Source organism: Methanogenium cariaci JCM 10550 (genome assembly GCF_001315945.1).
Lineage (GTDB): Archaea > Halobacteriota > Methanomicrobia > Methanomicrobiales > Methanomicrobiaceae > Methanogenium > Methanogenium cariaci.
In genome coordinates this window covers 74,310-97,944 of record NZ_BBBG01000002.1, presented here as the reverse complement: position 1 = coordinate 97,944, position 23,635 = coordinate 74,310, and the positions used below count along the sequence as shown (strand labels likewise).

The window sequence follows — 23,635 nt, the reverse complement described above, 5'->3', positions numbered from 1 at the left end:
GGGGACGACCATCAGGCCGTCCGGTTCAGCACACCCACACATCAGATTCATATTCTGGATTGCCTGCCCGGAGGCACCTTTTACCAGGTTGTCAATTGCAGAGACCGCGACCACACGTTTGCCGCCATCCTCCACTTCAACTGCCACATCACAGAAGTTGCTGCCCCCCGGACACCGGCAAGGGATGGTCTCTGGAGACGCACAAAGTACTCACGGCCGTAATACCCCCCCTCATAGAGGCATCCACCTCTTCCTGGGTAACGGGATCATCAAGCAGGATATGGGCGGTCGTGAGGATACCACGGTTCACCGGCAGAAGATGTGGGGTGAAGTGCACCGAGGCAGACGAGCCCAAAAATGCCATCTCCTGGCGCATCTCCGCCACATGCCGGTGGGCAGTCAGTTTATACGCGGTAAAATTGTCGCCGACACTGGTATACATATTGGTGACCGAGGGCGAGACACCGGCACCGGTGACACCGGACTTGGAGTCGTATATGATGGTGTGTGCCCGTTTCGCAAGTGGTGCCGCAGCAAGGGTCGCACCGGTCGGGAAACAGCCGGGATTTGCTACAAAGAGGGCTCCCGGTATATCCTTTCTGTGCAGTTCCGGCAGGCCGTAGGGTACCGTATGGTAGTCCGTGTGCTCAACGCCGTATACCTTTTCATAGATGTCCCGGGGGAGACGATAATCTGCCGAGAGATCGATCGTCCGAATTCCCCCCCGCTCCATCAGGGCACCGGCATACTGCATCGCGGCAGTGTGTGGCACGGCAAGAAAGGCAACATCGACATCCATGTCACCCAGATCAGGGTTCGTATATTCCAGGTCAGTAAATCCCCCCCTGAGGTGCGGATGGGTACTGGCGACCGCTGTTCCCGCAAGCTTCCGGGAGGTTGCACAGACTACATCCCCCCCTTCGGAATGGCCTGCAAGGAGGCGGATGAGCTCACCGCCGGTAAAACCGGAGGCTCCGATGATCGCAATTTCCATAAAAAAGGTATCGTTCTATACAGGAATTAATTCTTTGCTGAAATCAGGTCAAAGAGCTGTTCGGCAGTCTCCTCAATGCGGGCCCGATCCTCCAGCTGCATCACCAGTTCATAGCCAAACCCGGCGGTTCCCTCCGCTGCACCAAGCCATGACCCGCAGATAAAACCGATGGTATCGGTGTTGCCGCCGACATGGGTGGCAACCGGTAAAAACGTCTCATCCTGTCCAAAACGGGCAATCAAAAAGAGAGAGAGCGGATAGGTGTGGTAGACGGCGACATCATTGCCCACCGAAATGAGAGCGGTCTCCAGAGAGAGGCCTTCCTTCTCCAGCGCAAGGGCATTCCTGATGGATCCTGCGAGCTGGAGATCATATTCTCCTGCAATCTCCTCTGCCACGTGGAAGGGGGGGTGGGGGGGATGCCGGTGCAGCACCGCACGCAGAAAGAGAGCATAGGAGATCGCGGCACCATAGGCGGCCGGGTGGGTATGGGTGACCTCACAGGCAGCCTGCAGACGATCGCGCATCTCGTCACCGTTCCGGAACGCGAGGGCGAAAGGTACTGCGAGGGCCATGCACCCGGCAGTGGTCGAGGTACGACCGGAGTCAGGCAGGCCCGCAGTGATGCGGGCACATGCCGTTGAAACCGTACCGTCCGGGAACCGCAGGCGTTTCCTCGCGTGCATGGCAGCAAGCCTGCTGCCATATTCCTTTGGGGTATACACCCTTCAGCGAACAGTTCGGCCGCGCACAGCATCATCTGGGTGTCATCGGTGAACTGGCCCGGCCTGAGGGCCTCGTTTGGGTGGCGGCGCAGCGGTCTTCCATAGCTCTCCCCCCCCAGACGCGAGAGGGAGGGGGGGGCAACGTCTCCTGCGGCATCCCCAGTGCATCACCGATGGCAGCACCCAGCATGCATCCCCTGTACCTGCTGAGCATATAATGTAGTATAGCGGTGCCGAAGGGAAAAAAGCTCTGCAGAAGGGAAGCAGGATGAGGGTGGCTCTTAGCACCCGCCCTGTCGATTGATGACCACCAGACGTTCCTCAGTCATCTCCTGTATGGCAGACCGGGGGGGCCCTTCCCGACCAAAGCCGGAATGCCGGGTGCCGCCATAGGGCATATGATCCATCCGGAATGTCGGGATGTCGTTGACCATGAGACCTCCCACCGGGATACCCCCCCGGACGGCCTCACGGATACGGGTGATGTCATTCGTAAAAATACCCGCCTGCAGACCATAGGGAGTGTCCGCTGCCATTGCGACCGCATCTGCCCATGTTTCATACGGGGTGAGGGTAAGACCGGGGGCAAAAAGTTCGCATGCGTTCACCGCCATCGCCGGTTTGGTATGTTCAAGAACCGTCGGCTGCAGCACCGCACCCACGCGCTTCCCGCCGGTGCAGCAGATTGCCCCCCCTGCTTCCACTGCCTCCTGTATCTTCCTCTCTGCAGCGATCGCTGCAGATTCACTGATCATCGGCCCACATCCGTCTCTGGTGCCACCGGGTTGCCGGTGACGAGACTTGCCGCACGTTCACAGATTAAAAGCCGCATCTCATCGTAGACCGCGTGGTGGACAAGAACACGCTGAACCGATATACAGGCCTGCCCACTATAGGAGAAGGCGCCACGCACGATCCGGGCGGCCGCGTAGGCAAGATCAGCATCCTCATGCACAATGACGGCCGCATTTCCGCCCAGTTCAAGCCCGACCTGTGGTGTGTGTGCCACCGCCTGCAGGTGCCAGCCCACCTCCGGGCTGCCGGTAAAGGAGACCATCGACACCCGTGGGTCACGGACCATCGCCTCTGCGGTTTCCGGGAGACAGGGCAATATTGATACGGCCTCGGGAGGCACACCGGCTGCGAGTGCTGTTTCACCGAGTAAGAGGGCGGAGAACGGTGTCTTTGATGCCGGTTTCAGGATACAGGCATTGCCCGCGGCGAGGGCCGGGCCGAGTTTGTGGCAGGCAAGGTTGAGCGGGAAGTTGAAAGGGGGGGTGATCCCGAGGATGATCCCCCCCAGCGGCACCCGGTAGAGGTAGCCGGTTCGGCCCTCCCCCCCGCCTTCAGTCCAGTCCATCGGCAGAATTTCACCACCGATGCGGCGGGCCTCTTCTGCGGAGATGCGGAGGACATCAACCGAGCGTATCACCTCTCCGACGGCCGCCTGCCGGGGGGGTTTGCCTGCTTCGGATATGATGAGCTCTGCTGCCTCGTCCGCATGCTCCTCCAGATAGTCTGCCATCGCCATAAGGCATTCAAAACGCCGATACGCAGGAAGACTCCGCATCTTCATAAAACCGGCTTCTGCTGCAATAAGGGCGTCATTGCAGTCTTCTCTCCCCCCGCTAAACAGACTGACCCCCCCACAGTATTGCCGTTATAGGGATCTGTGACGTCCAGGACAGCCGGGCCGGTGCGCCACTCACCGCCCACAAGAAATGGTTCCAAATCCTGCATGGAAGATACTACGCCATGCCCATATATAAGTCGTGAGCTGCCGGGGGGGGCACACCAACCTGAGCCCCCGTTTGCATCTGCCACGAATACTCAGGTGACCGGGTATAAAGGATTGTCCCATCCTGCAGGGGGGGCACAAACACCTGACAGAGAAAGACAGATACCCGCCTCAACAGCAAAACCCACCTCAATGGCAGACTCGGATACCCTTAAGTGGGTGCTGTCCTAATGAACATTGATGTTTGCGACCCGGGTATTTGAGACAGATTTCAGGACGGCACTGGAAGAAGAACTTGACCGACGGGGGGGTATGAGCATAAAGGAACTGGCAGGGCTGGTGGATATCTCCCTGCGAGCCTCTACAAGATCACCTCCGGAGACAGGGATCCCCGGTTCTCACTGGTGAAGGCAATCGCTGATGCCTTTGACCCGAAAGAGAAGGACTTTGTCGCAGTCATCGCGGCAAAGTTTCTTCTGGACGAACTCCAGTCCGTGAAATATACGATAGACGATACAACCTACCGCATCCACGGCTACAGTGCAAACACAATGGAAGAGGTGATCATCGCTGCCGTGCGTGCCGAAAAGGACGGCGCCATCGGCATCATCTGTGCCCCCCCGATTCTCACCACACTGGTGGAGCGTATCGTCGATATACCGGTGGCCATCATCAAACCCAGCCCGGACGCCTATCGGGCAGCCTTTGAATCCCTGATCCGCCGCCGGGAATAAAAAGAAGAGATCTATTTTTCCGAATCTTCCCGGTTTGTAGGCTGTCGCCGTGAGCGTGCAGTCCGGTGGCAGATCCAATCTGCACAAAAACAGGGAATACAAAAAAAGAGCTCCAAAAGAATATTGATTATTCCCGGAACCGTCTGCCCACTGCCGGGAGACCTGCTGAAAAAACAGGCCCGCTATCGCCGGCACCAGAGGGAAAGGGGGGGAATGGGTCGAAACCGGCGCCTCTTCCGGTGTCGAAGTGACAGCAGCCGCAGGGGGGGCGTTTGGTTCGTTATCTATGGCCCCCCCTGCCGTTGACTCCGCCTCTTCCGGTGCGGCTCCACTATTCCACATAAAACCACTGATGCGGGCACCATCGGTCACCGCGATCAACATTCCATCACCGTCCATTGCAGCGGCGACCGAGGCATCCACTCCCTTAATATGATTTTTCATGGTGCCGTCCCGCTCAATGAACCGGATGCCCTGTCGGTCTGCCACAGCAGCACAGGCACCGTCTGCCGTTACAGAGACACCGCCTGCGTGCGGGGGGGCAGACCCGGACTGGAGAAGACTGCCTGCCCGTGAAATCAGAGAGAAAGCACCGTCTTCAGAAACTGCAGCGATGGTTCGGGCATTGTCTGCCACGGCCACCGAAGTCACGGGCTGGCGGGAGAGGCCATACGTCCAGCGTTCCTCCCCCCCTTCAGCGGAAAAAAGCAACACATTCCCGGCAGATGTCCCGCCTGCGATGTAGGTTCCGTTCGGACTGATGGCGACCGATACCAGATCATCATCGGTTTTTGTGCTCCAGACAAGCTCTCCTGCAGAGGTATAGAGACGCAGGGTCTCATCATCAGCCGCGGCGGCAATCCGGCTGCCGTCCATAGTCACTGCGACATCATTCACGAAATTCCGGGAACGTATCGTGCAAGGACGGTGCTGTTTTTGTGCAGCACACGAATTCCGTCACCGCCTGCCGCAAGAATACTTCCGTTCCCGGAGAGAGAAACAGAGTGATAGCTACCTTCCGGCTGCGCCAGCACTCTGTGCCGTCTGCCGTGAGAAGAACAATACCGGCATCCCCGGCGAGGGCACTGTATGTTCCGTCACCGGAGACGGCCACATCCATGATACGGAAACCCGGCTGTTCAGACCCGGCGGGCACCCACTCGCCTGCTAAAACAGGGGGGGAAGAAAGGAGAAGAAGGGAGAAGAAAAGGCTGGCAACGAGATCCGAGCGTCCGATCACTCACTCTGCCTCCTGATACAGCACCCAAGAATGGCAAGAGCACCCAGCACCCGATGAACGGGGGGGCAGGGGGGGTCTGTGTTGCAACCGGTCGGGCGGCATTCCCTTCCGGGAAACACTCGGGGGGGTGGATATCCCGGGCAACAATCTCAAGGGCCTCTACAATTCGCGGACCACCCCGGTCGATGATATCGGAGTCCACCAGATAGACCCGGTTCTCCTTTACCGCACTGAGACCCTGGAAGCGGGATTCTTCCATAATATACCGATAGAGAATATCATAATTGCCCCCCCCACCCATGCCGGAGCCGGAGTTCGCGATGATGATATCCGGGTCAGTGACGATGAATTCTTCCATACCCACAATCTCCCAGCCTTTCACCGAGGAGAAGGCATTGGCGGCACCTGCCATCGCAAACATCTCGTCCTGGAATGAACCGCTGCCGCTGACCCATATGGATCATTCCAGACCATGTGGACAACAGACGGAGTAGTGTTGGCACATGCAACCGCCTCTTTTACCGCATCAATCCGCGACTGCATATCATTCACCACGGCGGTGGCTTCGGCATCCGTCCAGGTTGCCTCGCCAACGAGGCGAACATTGTTCTTCACATCACCGATGGAGGTGGGGTTGAGGGCGATGACCGTGATACCCATGTTTTCCAGGTGGTCAATGACCTCTGCAGTGTTGCCGTATGCCGCCACCACAAGGTCAGGTTTTGCCTGCAAAACCTTCTCGATATTCACCGAACTGTAGCCTCCGACCTTCTCAACGGCAAGGGCCTCTTCGGGATAGTTGCAGTAGTCGGTCACTCCGACTATCTTGTCCCCCCCAAGACCCAGTGCGTAGAGGATCTCGGTATTGGCCGGCCCCCCCAGGGAGACAATCCGTTGGGGCTCGGCTGGTATGTATACTTCACGTCCAAAATCATCAGTGACCGTCCGGCCACCCGTGTCCGGAACAGCCGTTACATCAGCAGAAGGTGCTACGGTTGCCGTTGTCACTGGCGTTTCCGCGGGTGCCGGGGGGGGCAACCGGCACGGCACCCTTCACCGGAATGACGGGGGGGAACGGTTTGCCGGTTAACGCCGGGACGGCGGTTGCCGTCATCTTGCAGGGGGGGGTATCGGTGAGCACAGATGTCCACCGGAAATATCCCTCATCTGCCTGGAACGCGAGCAGATGGGAGACCGGCGTGTTGCCGGTAGCCGTTGTCCAGGTGAGAGGATCCTCACCTGCAGCGACAAGGGCCTGAATCACCCATGAGTCAGAGGCGGAGTTGGTCGCACTCGACCCGCCGTAGTTAAACCCACCGTCGGCCTGCTGCATCGTCTTCAGGAAGGCAACCGCATCGCGGATAACCGGGGAATCCTGCGGGGTTCCGCCTGCAATGAGGGCCTCAACTGTTGATGAAGTGTCATCACAGTCACTCTCTGCCCCCCCCACTGTCCAGCCAAAGCCGCCGTCTTCATTCTGCTGGGAGATCAGCCATGCCACCCCTTTGGAGGTATCCTCGCCTGCCGCAGAGAGGGCCATGACCGCCCAGTTTGTCGTGTAGATATGTTCTCCATATCGACCGTCTTCCCGCTGTTTTTTCTGCAGGAGTGCGACAAAGTCATGCTCCTCGAAATTCCGGGGATCTTCCCCCCCTGCTGCGACAAGCGTGATGATCAGTTTTGATGTTTCGGAGGTGCCGTCAATGGCCACCGTCTCATCCGCCACGGTGTGGAGGTATTCACCTGCCGAGCACCGCCACGGGACCACTGATCCGGGTCGCCGCCTGCTGCCACAATCGCAAGTATGACCCAGGTGGAGAGGGCAGGGGGGGACGTCTCTTCTCCGTCTTCTGCAAACCCGCCGTCGGCCTGCTGGCAGGAGGCGAGGTAGGTAAGCGCACTATCGACTTCATCATTGCCTGCCGTGAGCGGATATGCCGCAGCACTGGCGGCAAGGCACGGGATGGTGAGAAGTATTAAAAAAAAGAAGATTTTTCGTGTTCATTTTTTAGTCAGTCCTGTATAGATTATCTTTTCTGGTTCCGGTATATGGCGGTTATCCCAATAATTCCAGCCACGGTCGCACATACGGCAGAGAGGGGGGTACCCGACTCAGTCGGTGCAGGAGCTGTGGTGGTTGGTGTCGGTGTTGTTTCAGTATCGGTGCCGGACGATACCGGTGCATCGGTGACCGAGACAAAGAGGAACGAGGAGAGACCGGCGGCAGGCCCTGCCTCAAGCATCATACGTCCGTCGGCGGTGGTACCCGCAGACCGGAGAGAAAGCACCTCTGCTGTGCCGTCATCCATGATATGGATGAGACGCAGGGCAGAAATGCCACCCATCTTTGCGATGCATGCAGGGTCAGTGGTGATGCGGATGGTTACATCTCCCACATCCACCCCATTCTCAAGACCACGTTTCCCGACATCCATCTGCCATCCGGCAGTGCCCACTGCTTTTCCGTCAGCACCGAGTGCCCTGTTTGCAGCACTCAGACTATCTGCCGCTACAGCAGAAAGATTCGGGAGCGGTGTAGCAATGACATCAACGTCTGCGTCCATCGGAACGGTCATGAGGGATATCAAAAGCGAAACCTCCGGGGGGGCCGTCCCGTTTGCACAGGCAATGGTGACAGGCATGGTCTCGACGCTGACATCGGTGATCTCCCCCCCTGCAATAATGCCTTTTTTGTCGGTGAAGTCAGCAAAGCGAATTTTTAAGATGACATCGTCACGGGTGATGAGCATCGTGTTTCCTTCAAAGCTGATCTGATCCCCCCCTGCTGACGTTGCCATCGGGACATTGACTGTCAGGTACATCCGGCCCTCGCTCAGGCGGAGGTCAGAGCCCGGCGGGAGGGAGAGCGGATATGAGACCGCTTCTGCCGTTGCATCCGGCCCTGTTCCGGTCTCTCCTGTTTCAGTGGATGAACCGCCGGGAGCGGGGGGGGCGGTGCTTGTCTGTACCTTGTAGTAGAACGCCTTGGGGGACTGCTCGGGCGACTGGGTCATCGACTCGCTGTAGTACCATACCACTTTGTCATTAGTTGATAGCATTTTTTTGTCAGCACTGATGTCGCCAATCATACCATTCAACTGGTACATCCAACCGGCAGTGCCTTCAGATGATTTTCCATCCACTTCATCAACAAGGAGACCAGGTGACCACTTGCTCACCTTAAAGCTGACGCCCGCTGCTTTCAGGACACCAAGAGCAGTCTGCCACGGAACCGCATAGATCTCTTCGGAATTCTCAGCGGTTACATTAAAGGTGCCTGCAGGCAGGGTGACGGTCTTCCAGACAATGGATGGGGTGTCCCCCCCGCCACCACCGCCACCGCCGGAGGTGATAGTAACGGTTGCATCTGCCACTTCACCACCACTCTCTGCAGTGATGGAAAGCGTCCCTGTAGTCGCGGAAATGAAATTGACGGCCGTACCATAGGCATACACCGGCACCCCCCCACTGTCCATCTGGAACGTCACAAACGCCGGTTCATCCAGCGTGACAGTGACCGGCTGGCCTGCTGCACCCCCCCCACTTGTATCCATCGTGAGCGCAGCACACGGTGCGCCACAAACGAAGAGGATGGTGATGAGAAGCGCACTCAGGAGATGACGCATTCTACTCCCTCACTGTGGTTAAGCAGGTTGTCGGGGAAATCATCAAGCGTGTATACGCCGGCATAGAGGGTATAGGTGCCCGTCTGTGTATGCTGTGGCACAGCAATGAGCGCCGGGATATCCATAGGACTGCCCGCGTCAAGGTGCACCGTGGCGATGCCTGCAAGGCTGTCGCCGCCAGTGTTTACGCCACTGACAACCACGACATACCAGCCTGCATCCAGTGCCTTGACAGTAACCTGGGCCTGGGCCATGCCACCACGTGCGGCATCCGTCACAGTAACATCAGAAACTGCAACAGGCGATACTTTCACATCAATCTCGACGATGTAGGTTGCCTCATCGATGAGGTATTCAAAGGTTTCCGGATCACTCGGACAGAAGTAGAACGTCAGCGTGTCCCCCCCATCTGCGAGATTATTTGCGCCGAGACCGGCCATTGTGGGTGCATCGTTGAGATAAATTGCCCAGGAGTGTGCATTCTCTGTCTGCCAGTCGTCGTTTGCGATGCCGCCGATGTCTTCGATGAGGAAGGAACCATAGTCAGCATACCATGCATCAGACGCGTTGAAGGTGAACCCGCCTGCAGTTGCCGCAGTATCAAGGGCACCGAGATCGGTGGTGCAGTTGACCGTATAGGACACAGACGCGTTGTTGGACGGGACGAAACTGAACGTCTCACCCTGAACGACCGTCACACCGCCATCGAAGATATACTCAGGCGTGATGCCGCCGTCAACGGTCACATCGACCTCAACGATATAGGTCGCTTCGTTGATGATGGGCACATAGGTTTCCGAATCAGTCGGGCAGAAGTAGAATATCAGCGTGTCACCGTCTGAGAGAGCATTCGCACCGAGTCCGGATGCTGTCGCCGCACCGTTGAGATAGATGGACCATGAATGGGCGTTCTCTGTCTGCCAGTCATCGTTTGCGATGCCGGCGATGTCCTCGATCAGGAAGGAACTGTAGTCAGCATACCATGCATCGGACGCGTTGAAGGTGAACCCGCCTGTAGTTGCCGCAGTATCAAGGGCGCCGAGATCGGTGGTGCGGTTGACCGTATAGGATGCGGACGCATTGTTGGACGGGACGAAGGTGAACGTCTCACCCTCGACGACCGTCACATTGCCATCGAAGATATATTCGGGCGTGATGCCACCGTCAACGGTCACATCGATCCTGACTACATATGTCGCCTCGTCAATGATGGGCGCGTAGGTAACCGGGTCACTCGGACAGAAGTAGAACGTCAGGGCGTCACCGTCTGCGAGATCATTTGCACCGAGTCCGGATGCTGTCGGGGGCGCCGTTGAGATAGATGGCCCACGAATGGCCGTTCTCTACCCGCCAGTCATCGTTGACAATGCCGGCGATGTCCTCGATCAGGAAGGAACTGTAGTCAGCATACCATGCATCGGACGCGTTGAAGGTGAACCCGCCTGCCATTGCTGCGGTGTCAAGGGCGCCGAGATCCGTGGTGCGGTTGACCGTATAGGATGCGGACGCATTGTTGGACGGGACGAAGGTGAACGTCTCACCCTCGACGACCGTCACACTATCATCGAAGATAACGACAGGCTCGATGGGGGGGTGACATTTGCACCAAAGGCAAAGAGCGTGTTCGTGTACTCAGCGCCAATGTAAAGCGTCCCGTCTGCGACTGCAGGTGAGGAGCCCCCCCAGAACGAGGCCCAGTTATTGCCTTCCGGTGCGGGGGGGAGGGTGTAGGACCAGGCATCCGTGCCGTCTGCGGCTGAGAATGCATAGAGGGATGACTGCTCTTCATTGGTTGCGCCATAGACATAGTCACCCGCCACCACCGGAGAGACCGTCATCTTTGCAGTGGCCCGTTCCCAGACCGGCGCTGCGGTGATGTCATTGGTATCCAGACAGACCATTCCGCTTCCGGTGCCCACATAGAGGTGGTCATTAGCGATGTCCAGTGCCGGAGTGCCCAGCTGGGCATTGACAGACCGGTTCGCAAGAATACTGCCATCTGCAAGGGACACTTCATAGAGTGTTGTCGCAGTGGTGATAAAGAGCGAGTCGGTATCGATTACCGGCGCCGATGCGATGGTCGTATCAAGGGAAACATTCCAGATTTCTACTTTGGTTGTCGTGTTATACGCATAAAGCTCCGAGAGATTTGACGGGAAGTAGACCACACCATCTGCTGCGGCAGGAGCAGTGAAGTAGGTCGCTGCTGTCCACCCGACATCCCAGACCCCCCCAAAGGCAACCGACCAGACCTCACTGCCATCAGCAGGGTCATAGACATGCAGACCGCCGTCAGAGGGAGTCAGTATATAGAGCAGACCCTTGTAATAGAGCGGGGGGGAAGAGGTCAGGCCAAAGAATCCTGGGGTTTCATCCGCCTGAACCGACCAATACAGGGAGCCGTTCGCAGTGTCAAGGGCATAGAGATACCCGTCCATGCCACCGACAATAAGCAGATCATCTGCAATGGTGAGACCGGACTCCGATCCGGTTTCGTAGGTCCAGAGTTCTTCCCCCCCGGTATCCGTATCATAACAGTATACGGCAAGTGTTGCGCCGGGATCACTCATGTCAGGACCGGTTGCGACAAAAACACGATCGCCTGCCACCACCGGTGAGGAATCAATCGAACCGGGTGAAACCGACCAGCGGATATTCTCCGAGAGAGGGCCCGCATCCGCGACGTAGCCCGTACGCTGGGCATCGCCGTGGAATGTCAGGTAATCAGCTGCTGTACAGCCCTGGGCCATGATGAGTAGCACCATGATAAAAAGGGAAAACTGAATACATTTCTTAAGAGTCATACACAAACCTTTTGGTAATAAATCAATAATATCTGGTCAATCAATATTTAGTTATATCTAAATTTCAGATATTATCTATTTTTGAAGAGAGAACCAAAAAAGAAAACCAATTGCGACAATCAATAGTATTTACGCCATTTTACGGGTATGAACCAACTTTTCAACCTCTGCATAGAGAGCATCTCGGGATGAAACAACCGGACAGCCCGCGGCCCGGATCGGCGCAAGAAAGGAATAGTCCCCCCCTGCCGGTGTGCAGTCTGTGAACTCCTCTCCGGGAGGTATATACAGCAGAAGCCGGGGCTGCCGGGCAGGGGGGGTGATGACCTGGATATTGGGGGGAGATTGCCTTCCCCCCCCACCGGCATTGCGGTGAGAATTATTGCATCCGCTTCGTCAAGATATGCCTCCAGTTCATCACATACAGCGGCGGTGATGGGTGCAAAGGCAGGCACCGTTATGCAGGGAATGCCAAGCGTGATGCTGCCATATAATCAGAGTCCATGGGCGAGAGCACACCTGCTGTCAGCACACACCCGGCTGCTGTCAGAGTATACATCAGGCCCGCACCGGTGCCTCCGCCGGAGATAAGGTGAATGCGGGCACCACGGAGCGCGGGTGGCACCCTTCACTCAGGGGCATAACAAGCGGCCGGCCGGTGACCGGATTGGTCTGGACCATCGCGGTGATACCGTACTCATTGCGCAGGCGCTCCATCGTGAGCACCTCGGCAGGCGTGCCGATTGCACGAATGCGACCCCCCCTGACATGAGAACAATCCGGTCACAGAACTCGGCGGCCAGATTCAGGTCATGGAACACACCAATCTTGGTGACGGTCTCCCCAAGGTCACGGACAATAGAGAGGATCTCCACCTGATGATTGATGTCAAGGTGCGAGGTCGCCTCATCCAAGAGAATCACCTTCGGCTGCTGGGCGAGGGCACGGGCAATGATCACCCGCTGTCGTTCCCCGCCGGAGATGTCTGTCACCGGCCGGTCTTTAAGATGGACGACATTGGTCACCTCCATCGCCTCCCGCACAATGCGGTAATCATCCGGATCATCCTTTGCAAACCGTTCCTTATGGGGGGGGAATCGACCCATCATGACGATGTCGGTGACCGTGTAGGAGAAGTTCATCGCTGTTTCCTGCGGGACAACACTTACCTCCCGGGCAAGTTCCTTCTGCCCGAAATCAGCAAGGGTCCGGCCCTCCAGGGTTACCACACCGCCGGAGATCTCCAGCACCCGGCTGATAGCCTTTAGGAGTGTGGTCTTCCCGGAGCCGTTCGGGCCGATGATGCCAACGAATTCTCCTTTTTCCGCGGCAAACGTTATTTCCGCAATGATATCTTTGCCGCCATAGCCTGCAGAAAGGTCGTCCACGTCAATCATGCCCGCATCCTCCTGCGCAAAAGCATGATGAAGAATGGCGCTCCGACAAAGGAGGTGATCACACCCACCGGCATCTCCCCCAGAAACGACCGGGCGAGGGTGTCAGCTAATAAAAGGAAAAACCCGCCTGCAAGCATTGACGTCGGAAAGAGAATCCGGTGATCAGGTCCGACAATCAGCCGCATCACATGCGGTGTGATGAGCCCGATAAAACCGATTGCCCCCGCAATGGATACCGCAACCGCTGTGAGTGCCGATGAGACAAAGAGTAAGATTCGCTTGAACTGCTCCACATTGACACCAAGATGCAGAGCATCCTCCTCGCCGAGAGAGAGAATATTCAGGTCACGGGCAAAGAAGATCAGAAGTATACCGCCAACGGGAATGAGCAGGCCAAGCCAGACATCGTTCCATGAGACATTCCAGAAGCCGCCCATCAGCCAGAAGACGATTTGATGCAGACTCTTTCCCGCCGAGTACATGAGAAACGAGAGGATGGACGAGAAGAACATCGATATTGCAATACCGGTCAAAAGCAGCGTCTCCACCGACGCACGCCCGTTGCGGGTGGCAATGGCATAGACCATAAAGGTAGATCCGATGGCGCCAAAAAATGCGAAGAGCGGCAGGAAGAGACCACCTAAAAAGACGATCGTGACAGCAGCACCAAACGCTCCTCCTGCAGAGGTTCCGATGATATAGGGATCTGCCATCGAATTGCGGAAAAGGCCCTGCATCGCAGTGCCCGCCGCAGCAAGCCCGGCACCAACGAGAATTGCGGCAATCACCCGGGGGGGCAGACGGAGTCCGTATATGACCAGAAACGCCGTTGGGTCAGGGAAGAAGGGGGGGGCAAAATCAACGATGGACATATCCTTGGCGGAGATGAGGGCAGAGATAACGAAATCAACCATTCCCGACGGATCGTCCGGGATGAACGCAGTAAATGGCACCTTCGTCGGTCCAAGACTCCATGCGAGGAAAAATGTGCAGATAAGCATGGCTATGAGGACTGTGATGACACTAGCAGTGCGGGCACGCGAGATATCGGGCATGTTTTTCTAAATAACGTTGGAGCGGGGGAAATTAAATGATTTTGCTTTAACCAAACAAAGCTTGTTTCATCGCAGGCGACCAGACTGCCCCCCCATGAACCGGTCCCTAATCTCCCGTGCCCGGAAGGGAATACCCGGCACACTTGCATTGCCGGGTGCGATCACTGCATGGATGAGGCGGGTCCTGACTCCCGGGAACGATATGCCACCCTGAGGTTCCCCTCATCCTGTACCTTACATGTACGAGTAATACCTGCCCACGGGCCAGCAGTTCGAGATCAGCAATGCCATACGCATGGGTCAGCTGGTCGCCGGTGCTGCCGAATGTCCCGTTGTCAAGGGCGATGATGGTGAGATTTTTCGGCGCTTCTGCGGCCACCACCGGCAGAATAGCCGTCCCGAGGAGGCTGCCATCTCCGTCAAAGACGACCACATCCCGGTCCTGCCCGAGGGCAAGCCCCCCCAACCCGATGGGCGTTGCCTGTGTATAACTCCCCCCCATCATGTAGAAGTTCTCCGGTCGGTCCCGGGCAGCGTAGAGCTCATCGGTAGGCACCCCCCCGAGATTGCTGACCACCAGTTCACGGGTGAGGAGGGATGCCACAGCACTGATGGCATCCGCCCGCCGCCAGGACGGTTCGGTGATCGTCCGTTCGTATGCAAGAGCTATTTCACGGCTGCGGGGGGGAGGAAGGGCACGCGGGGGGGCCGGGGGGGTTCCGGCTGTGCCCCCGATACCTTCCCAGACCTTCGGGGGGGAGACGAGGATGATATGCGGCCGGTGGTGCTCAAATGCATCACCGATGGCACCCTCAATACGGTCGAGATCTCCTGCCTCGTGTATCACCGTATAGACAATATCCAGCGCATCCAGAAGATCGGGGGGGAGATGAATATTAAACGGCATCTGCACCTCAACTCTCTCCCGGTGGATGCCCCGCCATGAGGTAAGAACCGGGAGCGGGAGTTCATACGGCACCGGCAGACTCATGATTGCATAAAGCATCGTGCCGATGCCTGAACTCTGGATATGCATCATCGGACGGTTTCCTGCAAGGAAGAGACCGGCACAGAGGCCAACCCCCCCGTCCTCCTCACGCATAACCGTAATCTGCCGGAAACTGTCCTGAATCAAAGATTGAAGACTCTGTGTCCGGTCACAGGGCAGGCTGACGATCGTGTCCACACCGGCGGAAGCAACATACTTCAGGGCACTCTCTTCATGCATAGCCTGTCACCCCCCCCTGGAGTGGATTGGCTTCACTTTCAAAGACATCCCTCTTGCATCGGAGAAAAGAACCGGGACCACCGACAGAACGAAGATATCTGTTGCCGGTCTGACGGAATAGTATGAGAGTGTCATAACAGGAACTCCCCCTCTGGAGCTGCACCCTTAAATGCTCACAGAGTGCCTCAGCCCGTGATCGGTCCGACTGCCGGAGCACGATGGGCACGGTCGCTTCGCTGTCATCCTGCAGATGTAGGGCACCGGCATTCATCGTATAGACACCATTCGGGCAGGTCTGTACACAGGTACCACAGGAGACACAGCGTGAACGCATAATACCACCGCCCATCATCACGGCCTTTGTTGGGCAGGCCTCGGCCGCGGTGCATGGCCCACAGAAGAGGCATTGCATGGGGGGGTCGACCTGCACCGTGAAGTCAGTCTGCTGCCAGACGTCGGCATAGGTGGCAACGGAGAAGGGAACACGATCGCTGATGTCTGCCACCGGGAGAGATACCTGATCATCAGTGACCGATAAGCGGATGATATCGTCTGCGGAAAGGACTGGCAGAGGTATGGCGACCGAGGTGAGGCACTCCGGACCATGGGCAGTGACAAACCCACCCATGTAGTCACCGTCCATCGCACTGAGCTCGGCACAGGCGGCGATGTTGCGACGTTCCGGCGTGCTCCGGGTGCCTTCACCCATCACCATGCCAACGCCACCATTTAACAGAATCGGCGTGCCCGGTCGGATGTGAGTGAGTCCAGGGTCGTTTTCGACCGGGTTTATCTCCCCCCCGCACCCCCCCGATACGGTTGCCCCCCACTCATCTGACCTGCTAAGGGAAGAACCGAGAAGATCGTGCGGGCGGGGGGGTCGGGCCCACGGTTCACAAAGGCAGTGTAGTTACGGAAACAGCTTCGGGTCGTGAAGATACGGGCGGCAGAGAGATCCTCAATATAAATGGTGTTCTCAAAGGTCTTCCCTCCGGCCTCTGCCACCACGTCGACATCTTTGCCATCCACCAGATCCCGGAACAGGTGGCCACCGCCATAAGTCTCTGAGACGGCGGCCGTGCCATAGACAATGAGGTCCACAGTGCCGAGCCGTTCATTCGGGCAGGGACCGGGGGAAGGCGGGGGACACCATTGAGTGTGACCGTGTCCGCCCGGAGAAACGCACCGGGGGGCTGCGACGGGGGACGGTCATCACGGCAGCGGTGCCTGACATAACACCAAAGGTTCCGGTAGTGACAATGTCCACCTCGTCCACCGTGGGAATATCGCCCTTCCGCACCCGTTCCTTCATCTCCATCGCTGTCCAGACAGCTGCCTCCCCACGGGCCAGCCGGTCCCGGACTTCCTGCATCGTCTTCATTGTGCGCTCTTCTTCGTACAGACATTTATAGTATTCTCTTTTTTACCCCCGGATGGGACTTCCCGCCGTTCACGATTCATTGATGTGAGGGAGAGTAAAAACCCCACCGCACGTCATGGGTACGAACCCGCTATCGCTGTCACTCTTACTCTTTCGGTCGGGGGGGAGATACTGCAGACCCACATTTCAGCCGCATGACCAGAGATCAATCTGCCACAACCTATTTTCCCTGCCGGACAGTAAACAACATGTGACAGGAAAAATCATCATGAAACACCCAAGATCCGCACATATAATACCCGGGGGGGGACTCGTATACTTTTTGAGACGGTCTGCTTTGCAACCGACTTTTCCCCCGTCTCTGCGAGGGCAGTAGACTACGTCCTCCGGCTCGCAGATGCCGGGTGTCGGAAGGTCGTGCTTCTGCACATCTCTGACGGGCCGATGAAACCGTTCGTCATCAGCGAACCTCCCGGTCTGGATGCCGATTCGGCCACCGCCTATGAAGACACCCTCCGTGAGCGGAGCCAACAGGAATGTTCTCAGCTGATGACGGAGGCAGTTACCCAATTCCAGGAAGCAGGGCTTGAAGTGGAACCTCTGATCATCAGCGGTAACCCGGCAGAAGAGATCGTGCGAATCGCAGATAACAGAGAGGTCTCTCTTATCGTCGTGGGCGCCACGGGAGGACAGGCCTCTCACAGGCATTCCTGCTCAGTCTCCGCTGACGTGATCCACCGTGCCCACCAGCCGGTGCTGGTGGTGCGGGGCTCTGAATCCCAATGAACAAGGATTTTCTCCCCCCCTGTTTTTGAAGGGTTCCGCACGGAAAAGACCAAGTCACCCGAGGATCATCACCCGTCACCGGAGAAGGCCATCCAGTAGGCCTTTCCCGGCGTGAGGGAGGTGGTATCCGTATACTGCCCGGTGCCGGGATCATATGCATAGACCTGTCCAACGAGGATCAGTGAGTCAGGGACCAAAGTGATATTTCCTGTTGCAACCGGCGTCTGGATGGAGCCGATGAGATTCCAGCCGGGGGGGTGCACCTCATACTGGTAGGTCGGACAGGTGTAGCCGGTCGCACTGATATCAGTGGAGGACGGGGGGGCAAAGATCCAGTATCCCCTGCCAGGGATGATATCATCGACGCTACAGCTCATGTATTTCCCCCTGTATGGGATCATAGCAGTAGAGGGTGCCGGGAGTGGTGTTGGTGAGGTCCATTGCCGGACCCTGCCGGGGGGGGCGGAGACCATGTTCCAGCCGGGCTCCACCGGAATGATCGCGGTGTCTGTCGATGAGGTGTCAACCGTGACCATAAAGGCGGCAGGCAGGGTAGCGCTGCCGCCCACGGTTGTGGTGGAGACGTCCCAGGCACCGGCGGGAGCACCTGCACCGTTAAAGGCGCAGCGGGCGTGCGTGGTGTTTTCGGTATAGACATACTCCGCCGGAATCGCGGTCTCCCCGGTGCGGGTGAGCTGAACCGTCATATCACCGGTGAAGTTCGTCCCCGTGAGGGCGCTGATATAGGTAAGCCCGGAGTCTAACCCGGTGGAGGGAACAATCCCGGAGACGGATGGCGGGCCAACAGGCGGCGGCGCCGGGGGGGTCAGGGCGGCAGAGGCATTCCCCCGGCCGCCGCTGACACACTTTCCGGCAAGGGCGGGGGGGAGGGAATCCGTGCTGTCCATGACAGCCGCCTTTAAATCAGCAAATGTATAGGATGAATTTTCCGCAAGCAGCAGCCCGGCCATTCCCGATACCATCGGTGTGGCCATGGACGTCCCCCCCGACATATAGCCATAGACCGACGTCACCGGCCCGTCCAGCTCCCCCCCGATCTGAATGTCATCGACCCAGATACCTCTGCCGGTGGTTGATGCATCGCTTACCAGCCGGTAGGCGATCCAGATCGTCTTACCGGAATAGTCTTTGCCGCTAAAGTTGGTGAGATCATATGTCTGCTCGATAAACCCGCCGGTATTTCCTGACCCGCCAATGAAGGAAAAACTCGATTGATCCTCTGATATACCCACATATCCGAAATCAGAGTTGATCTGGGTATCAACCGACCACTGATACCGGAGAACCGGGTCGGTCAGACCGGCAAGGGAGATGCTGTCCTGTTTTATGAGCCACTGGTCCCAGTTATTTTCGTACGGTCCGATGGTGGCAGAAGACGGCGCACTGGTGTAGGTGGTATTATCGAGATGCCACGCCTTCCGGCCGGACCCGGTATGGTCATACTCAAACCATCCGTCAAGGGATGAAAAATTATCGCTGTAGCGGGTTGTGCCTATCGAAACCTCCCGCGGGATAGTGCTGTAGATGTCCGTGCCCGGAGCGCCGACGTCGACACTCGTTGCGCCGTAGTTGCTGAAAGAAGAGAGGTTGTCATCCGGTGCAGTGGCTGCCACCGAGAGAATATTCGGGCTGATAAAATTTGATGGATAATGGGGGGACGGCATCATTGTCCGTGCCGTCATTCCCCCCCGCCGCACATACAGTAAGGAGACTGGAATTGTCAATCGCCGTCTTCAGCGCAGGATCATAATCTGTCCCGCCCCATGAGCACGAGAGAATATCTGCTCCGTGGGTGACTGCATAGTTAATGGCGGCAATCTCATCCGTGGTTGTTCCCACACCGTCTGCATTTAAGACCTTGAGTGCCATGATTCGCGTGTCCCAGCAGACACCGCTGACGCCAACCCCGTTGTTCCCCACCGCAGCGATGATGCCCGCACAGTGGGTGCCGTGGCTGTTGTCATCCATCGGGTCATCATCATTATTGACAAAGTCATACCCGCTGTGACCTGACCCGTCGTCCCACATGTTTGCCACAAGGTCTGCATGCAGGTAGTCGACGCCGGTGTCAATGACCGCAATCACAACGGTATCAGACCCGGTGGTGATGTCCCAGGCATCTTCTGCACGGATGTCAGCGCCAACGGTACCTCCCGAAGGAAACTGGGGGGGGTTCCCTGGCCGGTGTTCTGCAGTCCCCACTGAAGCCCGTAGAGAGGATCGTCCGGCACGGTGTCCATCGCGTAGATGAAATCCGGCTGGGCATATGCCACGCCGGGCTGATTCCCATAATAGATGAGTGCCTCATCAACGCTCATACCTTCAGGGAGGGAGACGACCTGATAACCGGGCAGCACCCCCCCGGTGACATATGACTCTGTCACCACCGCACCGATCCCGGCATTGACTGATGCGGATATGATATGTTCCGGGCCTGTGGCAGCCATCTCCGGCAGGTCATAGACGAGGATGACCACACCTGGGACATATCTCCGGTCCGGAGATATAATCTCTTTCTTCAGAACCGGTTCGGGCATGACAACCGAATTTTCTTCATCGCCCGCTGAACTGAACCGGATGCTATCCGTTGCAGAGGAGGAGATGAACTCAGGGGACAGACCAGCAACGGCAGAGGTGGCACAAAATCCTGCACACAGAACCAGAATGAAAAGAAATAGTAGTGTCTTTGAATGTTTCATCGAATCACCCGGATGCGGCGCGGTAGTGTTCGGAACAGTATAATACTGTGCCAGCATGAACTGCCGGGCAAAAAGATGACGGGGGGGGTGAATAGGTACAAAAAAACAGGGTATTCTGCGAGATCATTGACAGAAATAATGGATGGTGAGATCGCATCTCCCAATGAAATGCACCGTCTCTCCTGAAGATGACAGAGGAGAGGAAATGTGCAGAGTTGTACCCACTGTGCACCCGGAACCGTCCAAAAGTGCAGCGATAAAAACGGGCAAATAGGTGTGCATTTCCCTAAAAGGGATAGTAATTAAAATAGATTTATAGATATTACAGGAAGTGAGCACCCAGATCCTATATCATTTAGCACCCCTGATTCCTGTGGTGGGGGGGAGGTGTATGTATGTGATCTCAGTAGAAGTGCACAAATCATTGAAAAACCAGCTAATACGGTTAAATTTAATAACAAGACACAAATAAGCCGTTAAAACAGTGCACCCCCCCGGGTGCACGGATAGTATCGGGGGGGTGTGTTGGTGCACCCAAAAACGGATAAACAACCATCCTGCCTTTCCTCATTGTCTATCGGGTGACGCTGACTTCCGGTGGTAACCGATCTCCTCAGGGCAGACTGACGCTCGTGCCAACGGGGGGGCAGAGGTCAACAAATCCTGACACTGCCGGGGGAGATCTCTCCTGCAGTTAGGTTGCCGCCGTAGGCACCGCTACTGCCCATGTCATGGCCGACGAAAGCCTTGCCACCGCGATCAGCGCAACCCGGTTCCGCAGCACCGCAAGGACACGCGCTCCTGCAGACTGAAGTGTCAAAAAAAGAGAGGATCAGATACCGTGGCAGACCCCCCCGTCACGCGACAATCATCACGCCGTCACCGGAGAAGGCCATCCAGTAGGCCTGCCCCGGCGTAAGGGAGAGGGTTTCCGTATACTGCCCGGTGCCGGGATCATATGCATAGACATCCCCCGGCGAGGCTCAGCGAGGCAGGAACAAACGTGATGTCTCCTGTTGCAACCGGTGTCTGGACGGAGCCGATGAGGTTCCAGCCGGCGTGCACATTATACTGGTATTTCGTGCAGGTGTGTCCGGTCGCACTGATATCTGTTGTTGACGGGGCAGAGACCCAGTAACCCCCCCTGCCGGGGGGGATGACATCGGCAGCGGTGCAGCTTACGTACCTGCTGAAGGGGGGTCGTAGCAGTAGAGGCTGCCGGGCGTGGTGTTCGTGAGATCCAGTGCCGAACCCTGCCGGGGGGGCGGAGACCATGTTCCAGCCGGCTCTACCGGAATGATCACGGTGTCTGTCGCCGAGGTGTCGGCCGAGATGGTGAAGGCGGCGGGCAGGGTAGCGCTGCCGGCCACGGTTGTGACGGAGACATCCCAGGCACCGGTGGCGGCACCCGCACCGTTAAAGGCACAGCGGGCGTGCGTTAAGTCTTCCGTATAGACATACTCTGCCGGAATCGCTGTCTCCCCCCCGGTGCGGCTGAGCTGAACGCTCATATTGCCGGTGAAGTTTGTCCCGGTGAGGGCAGTGATATAGGTGAGCCCGGAGTCCAACCCGCAGAGGGGGGGTGATACCGGAGACGGACGGAGGCCCGATCGGTGGTGCAGGTGCCGGACCCATGGCGGCAGAGACATTTACCCGGCCGCCGCTGACACACTTTCCAGTAAGGGCGGGAAGGGAGTCTGTGTTATCCATAATCTCAGCCTTTAAATCAGCGGGGGGGGTGTAGGATGGATTTTTAGCAAGCAACAGGCCCGCCACCCCTGAGACCATCGGTGTTGCCATGGATGTCCCTGACATATAGCCATAGACAGACGTCATCGGCCCGTCCAACTGGCCGATCTGAATGTCATCAACATACATTCCATTGCCGGTGGTTGATCCATCGCTTATCAGCGCGTAGGCGATCCAGATATCCTTGCCGGAGTAGTCTCTGCCGTTAAAGTTGGTGAGGTCAACTGTCCGCTCAATAAACCCGTTAGTATTTCCCGACAGACCATTATATGAAAAATTTGATCCGTCTTCCGAGATACCCACACATGCCCAGTCAGAATTGATCTGAGTATCAGCCGAGCACTGATACCGGAGAACCGGACTGGTCAGGCCGGCAAGGGAGATGTTGTCCCGTTTCATGAGCCACTGATCCCAGTCGTTGCCGTACGGTCCGATGGCAGCAGAAGAGGGCGCACTTATGTAGGTGGTGGTATCGATGCGCCACGCCCTCCGGCCAGATTTAGTAAAGTCATACTCATACCACCCGTCAAGGGAGGAAAAATCATCGCTGTAGCGGGTCGTCCCTATAGATATCTCCCCCCCGGAAGTGTGCTGTAGATGTTTGTGCCCGGGGGGGCACCGACATCGACACTCGTTACGCCGTAGTTGCTGAAAGAAGATCGAGAGTCATCCGGTGCAGTGGATGCCACCGAGAGGATGTTCGGGCTGATATACGAGGATGGGTAATGCGGGGTGCCATCATTGTCTCTCCCATCATTTCCCGCCGCACAGACAACGAGGAGGCCGGAATTGTCAATAGCATCCTTTTCTAGACTACTGTAAGTATCCGCTCCAAACGAACATGATAAGATATCTGCCCGTGTGCGACTGCATAGTTGATGGCTTTAATCTCATTTGAAATTGAACCGTGACCCTCGCTGTCAAGGAATTTCAGTGCCATTATCTTTGTGTTCCAGCAGACACCGCTGACACCCTCTCCGTTGTTCCCCGCCGCAGCGATGATACCGGCACAGTGGGTACCATGATTGCGATCATCCATCGGGTCGTTATCATTATTGACAAAGTCATAGCCACAGTGACCTGATCCATCGTTCCACATGTTTGCCGCAAGGTCTGCATGCAGGTAGTCGACACCGCTGTCGATGACCGCAATCACAATATCCTCTGACCCGGTTGTGGTATCCCAGGCATCTTCTGCATGGATATCAGCACCAGTGGTGCCTCCGGACGGGAACTGGGGAGTTGCCTGGCCCATGTTCTGCAGTCCCCCCCACTGCTTGGAATAATACGGGTCATTCGGCACCGTGTCAATGCTCCGGATATAGTTTGGCTCGGCGTATTTCACACCGGGCTGACCTTCATAGTATATGACCGCCTCATCAACGGTCATGTCATCAGGCAGGGAGATGACCTGACATCCCGGCAGGACACCGTCCGTAAACTCCTCTGTGACGGTGG

General features: G+C 57.1%; 26 protein-coding genes and 5 pseudogenes. 3 read left to right on the top strand and 28 right to left on the bottom strand.

What is annotated here, in order from left to right; all coding sequences use genetic code 11:
• Nucleotides 1-12: 12 nt before the first annotated feature.
• From argC to JCM10550_RS02735, 4 genes and pseudogenes are all read right to left on the bottom strand, one after another.
• Nucleotides 13-994: pseudogene (gene argC / locus JCM10550_RS02750) on the bottom strand (N-acetyl-gamma-glutamyl-phosphate reductase); the annotation flags it as partial.
• Between the two features lie 26 nt (nucleotides 995-1,020).
• Nucleotides 1,021-1,719 (bottom strand): ADP-ribosylglycohydrolase family protein, encoded by a 699-nt coding sequence (locus JCM10550_RS02745; RefSeq protein ID WP_062396794.1) that lies wholly within the window; start codon nucleotides 1,717-1,719, stop codon nucleotides 1,021-1,023.
• A 31-nt stretch (nucleotides 1,720-1,750) separates the two neighbouring features.
• A complete protein-coding gene (locus JCM10550_RS17985; RefSeq protein ID WP_157199860.1) occupies nucleotides 1,751-1,909 on the bottom strand; it encodes a hypothetical protein in 159 nt (52 codons plus the stop codon).
• A 91-nt stretch (nucleotides 1,910-2,000) separates the two neighbouring features.
• A pseudogene (locus JCM10550_RS02735) lies at nucleotides 2,001-3,289 on the bottom strand (aldehyde dehydrogenase family protein).
• A 408-nt stretch (nucleotides 3,290-3,697) separates the two neighbouring features.
• Between JCM10550_RS02735 and JCM10550_RS21620 the strand changes: the two are divergent.
• Nucleotides 3,698-4,191, top strand: a pseudogene (locus JCM10550_RS21620) (helix-turn-helix domain-containing protein).
• Between the two features lie 627 nt (nucleotides 4,192-4,818).
• On the opposite strand, the pseudogene JCM10550_RS21615 reads toward JCM10550_RS21620, so the two are convergent.
• From JCM10550_RS21615 to JCM10550_RS02710, 5 genes and pseudogenes are all read right to left on the bottom strand, one after another.
• Nucleotides 4,819-5,067: pseudogene (locus JCM10550_RS21615) on the bottom strand (PQQ-binding-like beta-propeller repeat protein); the annotation flags it as partial.
• A gap of 13 nt (nucleotides 5,068-5,080) precedes the next feature.
• Nucleotides 5,081-5,347 (bottom strand): hypothetical protein, encoded by a 267-nt coding sequence (locus JCM10550_RS02725; protein ID WP_062396788.1) that lies wholly within the window; start codon nucleotides 5,345-5,347, stop codon nucleotides 5,081-5,083.
• Nucleotides 5,331-5,843, bottom strand: a complete 513-nt coding sequence (locus JCM10550_RS24245) for an ABC transporter substrate-binding protein (protein ID WP_172673738.1) — start codon at nucleotides 5,841-5,843, stop codon at nucleotides 5,331-5,333. The genes JCM10550_RS02725 and JCM10550_RS24245 overlap by 17 nt, the downstream gene beginning before the upstream one ends.
• Nucleotides 5,810-6,439: a helical backbone metal receptor gene (locus JCM10550_RS24240; RefSeq protein WP_062396784.1), complete on the bottom strand. Its 630-nt coding sequence runs from the start codon at nucleotides 6,437-6,439 to the stop codon at nucleotides 5,810-5,812. The genes JCM10550_RS24245 and JCM10550_RS24240 overlap by 34 nt, the downstream gene beginning before the upstream one ends.
• The gene (locus JCM10550_RS02710; RefSeq protein WP_157199859.1) at nucleotides 6,408-7,142 is read right to left on the bottom strand and encodes a prenyltransferase/squalene oxidase repeat-containing protein; all 735 of its coding nucleotides are present in this window, start codon (nucleotides 7,140-7,142) and stop codon (nucleotides 6,408-6,410) included. Before JCM10550_RS02710 ends, JCM10550_RS24240 begins: the two co-directional genes overlap by 32 nt.
• Here JCM10550_RS02710 and JCM10550_RS17975 point away from each other — a divergent pair.
• Nucleotides 7,115-7,411, top strand: a complete 297-nt coding sequence (locus JCM10550_RS17975) for a hypothetical protein (RefSeq protein ID WP_157199858.1) — start codon at nucleotides 7,115-7,117, stop codon at nucleotides 7,409-7,411. The genes JCM10550_RS02710 and JCM10550_RS17975 overlap by 28 nt on opposite strands.
• A 47-nt stretch (nucleotides 7,412-7,458) precedes the next feature.
• Here the strand turns inward: JCM10550_RS17975 and JCM10550_RS02705 are convergent, their stop codons facing one another.
• From JCM10550_RS02705 to JCM10550_RS24225, 12 genes are all read right to left on the bottom strand, one after another.
• Nucleotides 7,459-9,057, bottom strand: coding sequence for a DUF4430 domain-containing protein (locus tag JCM10550_RS02705; protein WP_062396780.1), 1,599 nt, complete (start codon nucleotides 9,055-9,057; stop codon nucleotides 7,459-7,461).
• Nucleotides 9,042-10,232, bottom strand: coding sequence for a hypothetical protein (locus JCM10550_RS02700; RefSeq protein WP_062396778.1), 1,191 nt, complete (start codon nucleotides 10,230-10,232; stop codon nucleotides 9,042-9,044). The genes JCM10550_RS02705 and JCM10550_RS02700 overlap by 16 nt, the downstream gene beginning before the upstream one ends.
• Before the next feature lie 100 nt (nucleotides 10,233-10,332).
• Nucleotides 10,333-10,614 (bottom strand): hypothetical protein, encoded by a 282-nt coding sequence (locus JCM10550_RS02695; RefSeq protein ID WP_062396776.1) that lies wholly within the window; start codon nucleotides 10,612-10,614, stop codon nucleotides 10,333-10,335.
• Nucleotides 10,611-11,861, bottom strand: a complete 1,251-nt coding sequence (locus JCM10550_RS02690; RefSeq protein WP_062396774.1) for a PQQ-binding-like beta-propeller repeat protein — start codon at nucleotides 11,859-11,861, stop codon at nucleotides 10,611-10,613. The genes JCM10550_RS02695 and JCM10550_RS02690 overlap by 4 nt, the downstream gene beginning before the upstream one ends.
• A 119-nt stretch (nucleotides 11,862-11,980) precedes the next feature.
• Nucleotides 11,981-12,316 (bottom strand): hypothetical protein, encoded by a 336-nt coding sequence (locus tag JCM10550_RS02685; RefSeq protein WP_062396772.1) that lies wholly within the window; start codon nucleotides 12,314-12,316, stop codon nucleotides 11,981-11,983.
• Nucleotides 12,317-12,318: 2 nt separating this feature from the next.
• Nucleotides 12,319-12,486, bottom strand: coding sequence for a hypothetical protein (locus tag JCM10550_RS17970; protein WP_157199857.1), 168 nt, complete (start codon nucleotides 12,484-12,486; stop codon nucleotides 12,319-12,321).
• Nucleotides 12,487-12,493: 7 nt separating this feature from the next.
• On the bottom strand, nucleotides 12,494-13,258 hold the full coding sequence (locus JCM10550_RS02680; protein WP_062396769.1) for an ABC transporter ATP-binding protein: 765 nt from the start codon (nucleotides 13,256-13,258) through the stop codon (nucleotides 12,494-12,496).
• A complete protein-coding gene (locus JCM10550_RS02675; protein ID WP_281175230.1) occupies nucleotides 13,255-14,313 on the bottom strand; it encodes an iron ABC transporter permease in 1,059 nt (352 codons plus the stop codon). The genes JCM10550_RS02680 and JCM10550_RS02675 overlap by 4 nt, the downstream gene beginning before the upstream one ends.
• Before the next feature lie 106 nt (nucleotides 14,314-14,419).
• On the bottom strand, nucleotides 14,420-15,541 hold the full coding sequence (comD, locus tag JCM10550_RS02670) for a sulfopyruvate decarboxylase subunit alpha (RefSeq protein WP_245618647.1): 1,122 nt from the start codon (nucleotides 15,539-15,541) through the stop codon (nucleotides 14,420-14,422).
• Entirely contained in the window at nucleotides 15,534-16,298 is a 765-nt protein-coding gene (locus tag JCM10550_RS24235) for a homocysteine biosynthesis protein (protein ID WP_281175243.1), read from the bottom strand. Before JCM10550_RS24235 ends, comD begins: the two co-directional genes overlap by 8 nt.
• A 32-nt stretch (nucleotides 16,299-16,330) precedes the next feature.
• Nucleotides 16,331-16,642, bottom strand: a complete 312-nt coding sequence (locus JCM10550_RS24230) for a homocysteine biosynthesis protein (RefSeq protein WP_281175229.1) — start codon at nucleotides 16,640-16,642, stop codon at nucleotides 16,331-16,333.
• A gap of 13 nt (nucleotides 16,643-16,655) precedes the next feature.
• Nucleotides 16,656-16,922, bottom strand: a complete 267-nt coding sequence (locus JCM10550_RS24225) for a homocysteine biosynthesis protein (protein WP_281175228.1) — start codon at nucleotides 16,920-16,922, stop codon at nucleotides 16,656-16,658.
• A 315-nt stretch (nucleotides 16,923-17,237) separates the two neighbouring features.
• Between JCM10550_RS24225 and JCM10550_RS02660 the strand changes: the two genes are divergently transcribed.
• The gene (locus tag JCM10550_RS02660) at nucleotides 17,238-17,708 is read left to right on the top strand and encodes a universal stress protein (protein ID WP_245618678.1); all 471 of its coding nucleotides are present in this window, start codon (nucleotides 17,238-17,240) and stop codon (nucleotides 17,706-17,708) included.
• A 68-nt stretch (nucleotides 17,709-17,776) separates the two neighbouring features.
• Here the strand turns inward: JCM10550_RS02660 and JCM10550_RS24220 are convergent, their stop codons facing one another.
• The 7 genes and pseudogenes from JCM10550_RS24220 to JCM10550_RS21600 all read right to left on the bottom strand — a co-directional run bounded on the left by JCM10550_RS24220 (nucleotide 17,777) and on the right by JCM10550_RS21600 (nucleotide 23,432).
• A complete protein-coding gene (locus tag JCM10550_RS24220; protein ID WP_062396765.1) occupies nucleotides 17,777-19,342 on the bottom strand; it encodes a S8 family serine peptidase in 1,566 nt (521 codons plus the stop codon).
• Nucleotides 19,320-19,814 (bottom strand): S8 family serine peptidase, encoded by a 495-nt coding sequence (locus JCM10550_RS02650; protein WP_062396763.1) that lies wholly within the window; start codon nucleotides 19,812-19,814, stop codon nucleotides 19,320-19,322. The genes JCM10550_RS24220 and JCM10550_RS02650 overlap by 23 nt, the downstream gene beginning before the upstream one ends.
• Nucleotides 19,811-20,428, bottom strand: a complete 618-nt coding sequence (locus JCM10550_RS19475) for a hypothetical protein (protein WP_172673737.1) — start codon at nucleotides 20,426-20,428, stop codon at nucleotides 19,811-19,813. Before JCM10550_RS19475 ends, JCM10550_RS02650 begins: the two co-directional genes overlap by 4 nt.
• Before the next feature lie 694 nt (nucleotides 20,429-21,122).
• Nucleotides 21,123-21,248, bottom strand: a complete 126-nt coding sequence (locus JCM10550_RS24215; protein WP_281175226.1) for a hypothetical protein — start codon at nucleotides 21,246-21,248, stop codon at nucleotides 21,123-21,125.
• A 134-nt stretch (nucleotides 21,249-21,382) separates the two neighbouring features.
• On the bottom strand, nucleotides 21,383-21,703 hold the full coding sequence (locus tag JCM10550_RS17965; protein WP_157199856.1) for a hypothetical protein: 321 nt from the start codon (nucleotides 21,701-21,703) through the stop codon (nucleotides 21,383-21,385).
• 141 nt (nucleotides 21,704-21,844) lie between these two features.
• The gene (locus JCM10550_RS02635) at nucleotides 21,845-22,576 is read right to left on the bottom strand and encodes a S8 family serine peptidase (RefSeq protein WP_062396758.1); all 732 of its coding nucleotides are present in this window, start codon (nucleotides 22,574-22,576) and stop codon (nucleotides 21,845-21,847) included.
• 164 nt (nucleotides 22,577-22,740) lie between these two features.
• A pseudogene (locus tag JCM10550_RS21600) lies at nucleotides 22,741-23,432 on the bottom strand (S8 family peptidase).
• Nucleotides 23,433-23,635 lie beyond the last annotated feature (203 nt).

Bases quoted from the DNA above. Each gene is read 5' to 3' on its own strand.
- JCM10550_RS02635 (WP_062396758.1), bottom strand. From the start codon at position 22,576: ATGAAACGGGACAACATCTCCCTTGCCGGCCTGACCAGTCCGGTTCTC.
- JCM10550_RS02675 (WP_281175230.1), bottom strand. From the start codon at position 14,313: ATGCCCGATATCTCGCGTGCCCGCACTGCTAGTGTCATCACAGTCCTC.
- comD (WP_245618647.1), bottom strand. From the start codon at position 15,541: ATGCATGAAGAGAGTGCCCTGAAGTATGTTGCTTCCGCCGGTGTGGAC.
- JCM10550_RS02690 (WP_062396774.1), bottom strand. From the start codon at position 11,861: ATGACTCTTAAGAAATGTATTCAGTTTTCCCTTTTTATCATGGTGCTA.
- JCM10550_RS24245 (WP_172673738.1), bottom strand. From the start codon at position 5,843: ATGGCAGGTGCCGCCAATGCCTTCTCCTCGGTGAAAGGCTGGGAGATT.
- JCM10550_RS17985 (WP_157199860.1), bottom strand. From the start codon at position 1,909: ATGCTGGGTGCTGCCATCGGTGATGCACTGGGGATGCCGCAGGAGACG.
- JCM10550_RS02705 (WP_062396780.1), bottom strand. From the start codon at position 9,057: ATGCGTCATCTCCTGAGTGCGCTTCTCATCACCATCCTCTTCGTTTGT.
- JCM10550_RS17975 (WP_157199858.1), top strand. From the start codon at position 7,115: ATGTTTCGGAGGTGCCGTCAATGGCCACCGTCTCATCCGCCACGGTGT.
- JCM10550_RS17965 (WP_157199856.1), bottom strand. From the start codon at position 21,703: ATGGTCTCCGCCCCCCCGGCAGGGTTCGGCACTGGATCTCACGAACAC.
- JCM10550_RS02680 (WP_062396769.1), bottom strand. From the start codon at position 13,258: ATGATTGACGTGGACGACCTTTCTGCAGGCTATGGCGGCAAAGATATC.
- JCM10550_RS24225 (WP_281175228.1), bottom strand. From the start codon at position 16,922: ATGAAGACGATGCAGGAAGTCCGGGACCGGCTGGCCCGTGGGGAGGCA.
- JCM10550_RS19475 (WP_172673737.1), bottom strand. From the start codon at position 20,428: ATGAAACATTCAAAGACACTACTATTTCTTTTCATTCTGGTTCTGTGT.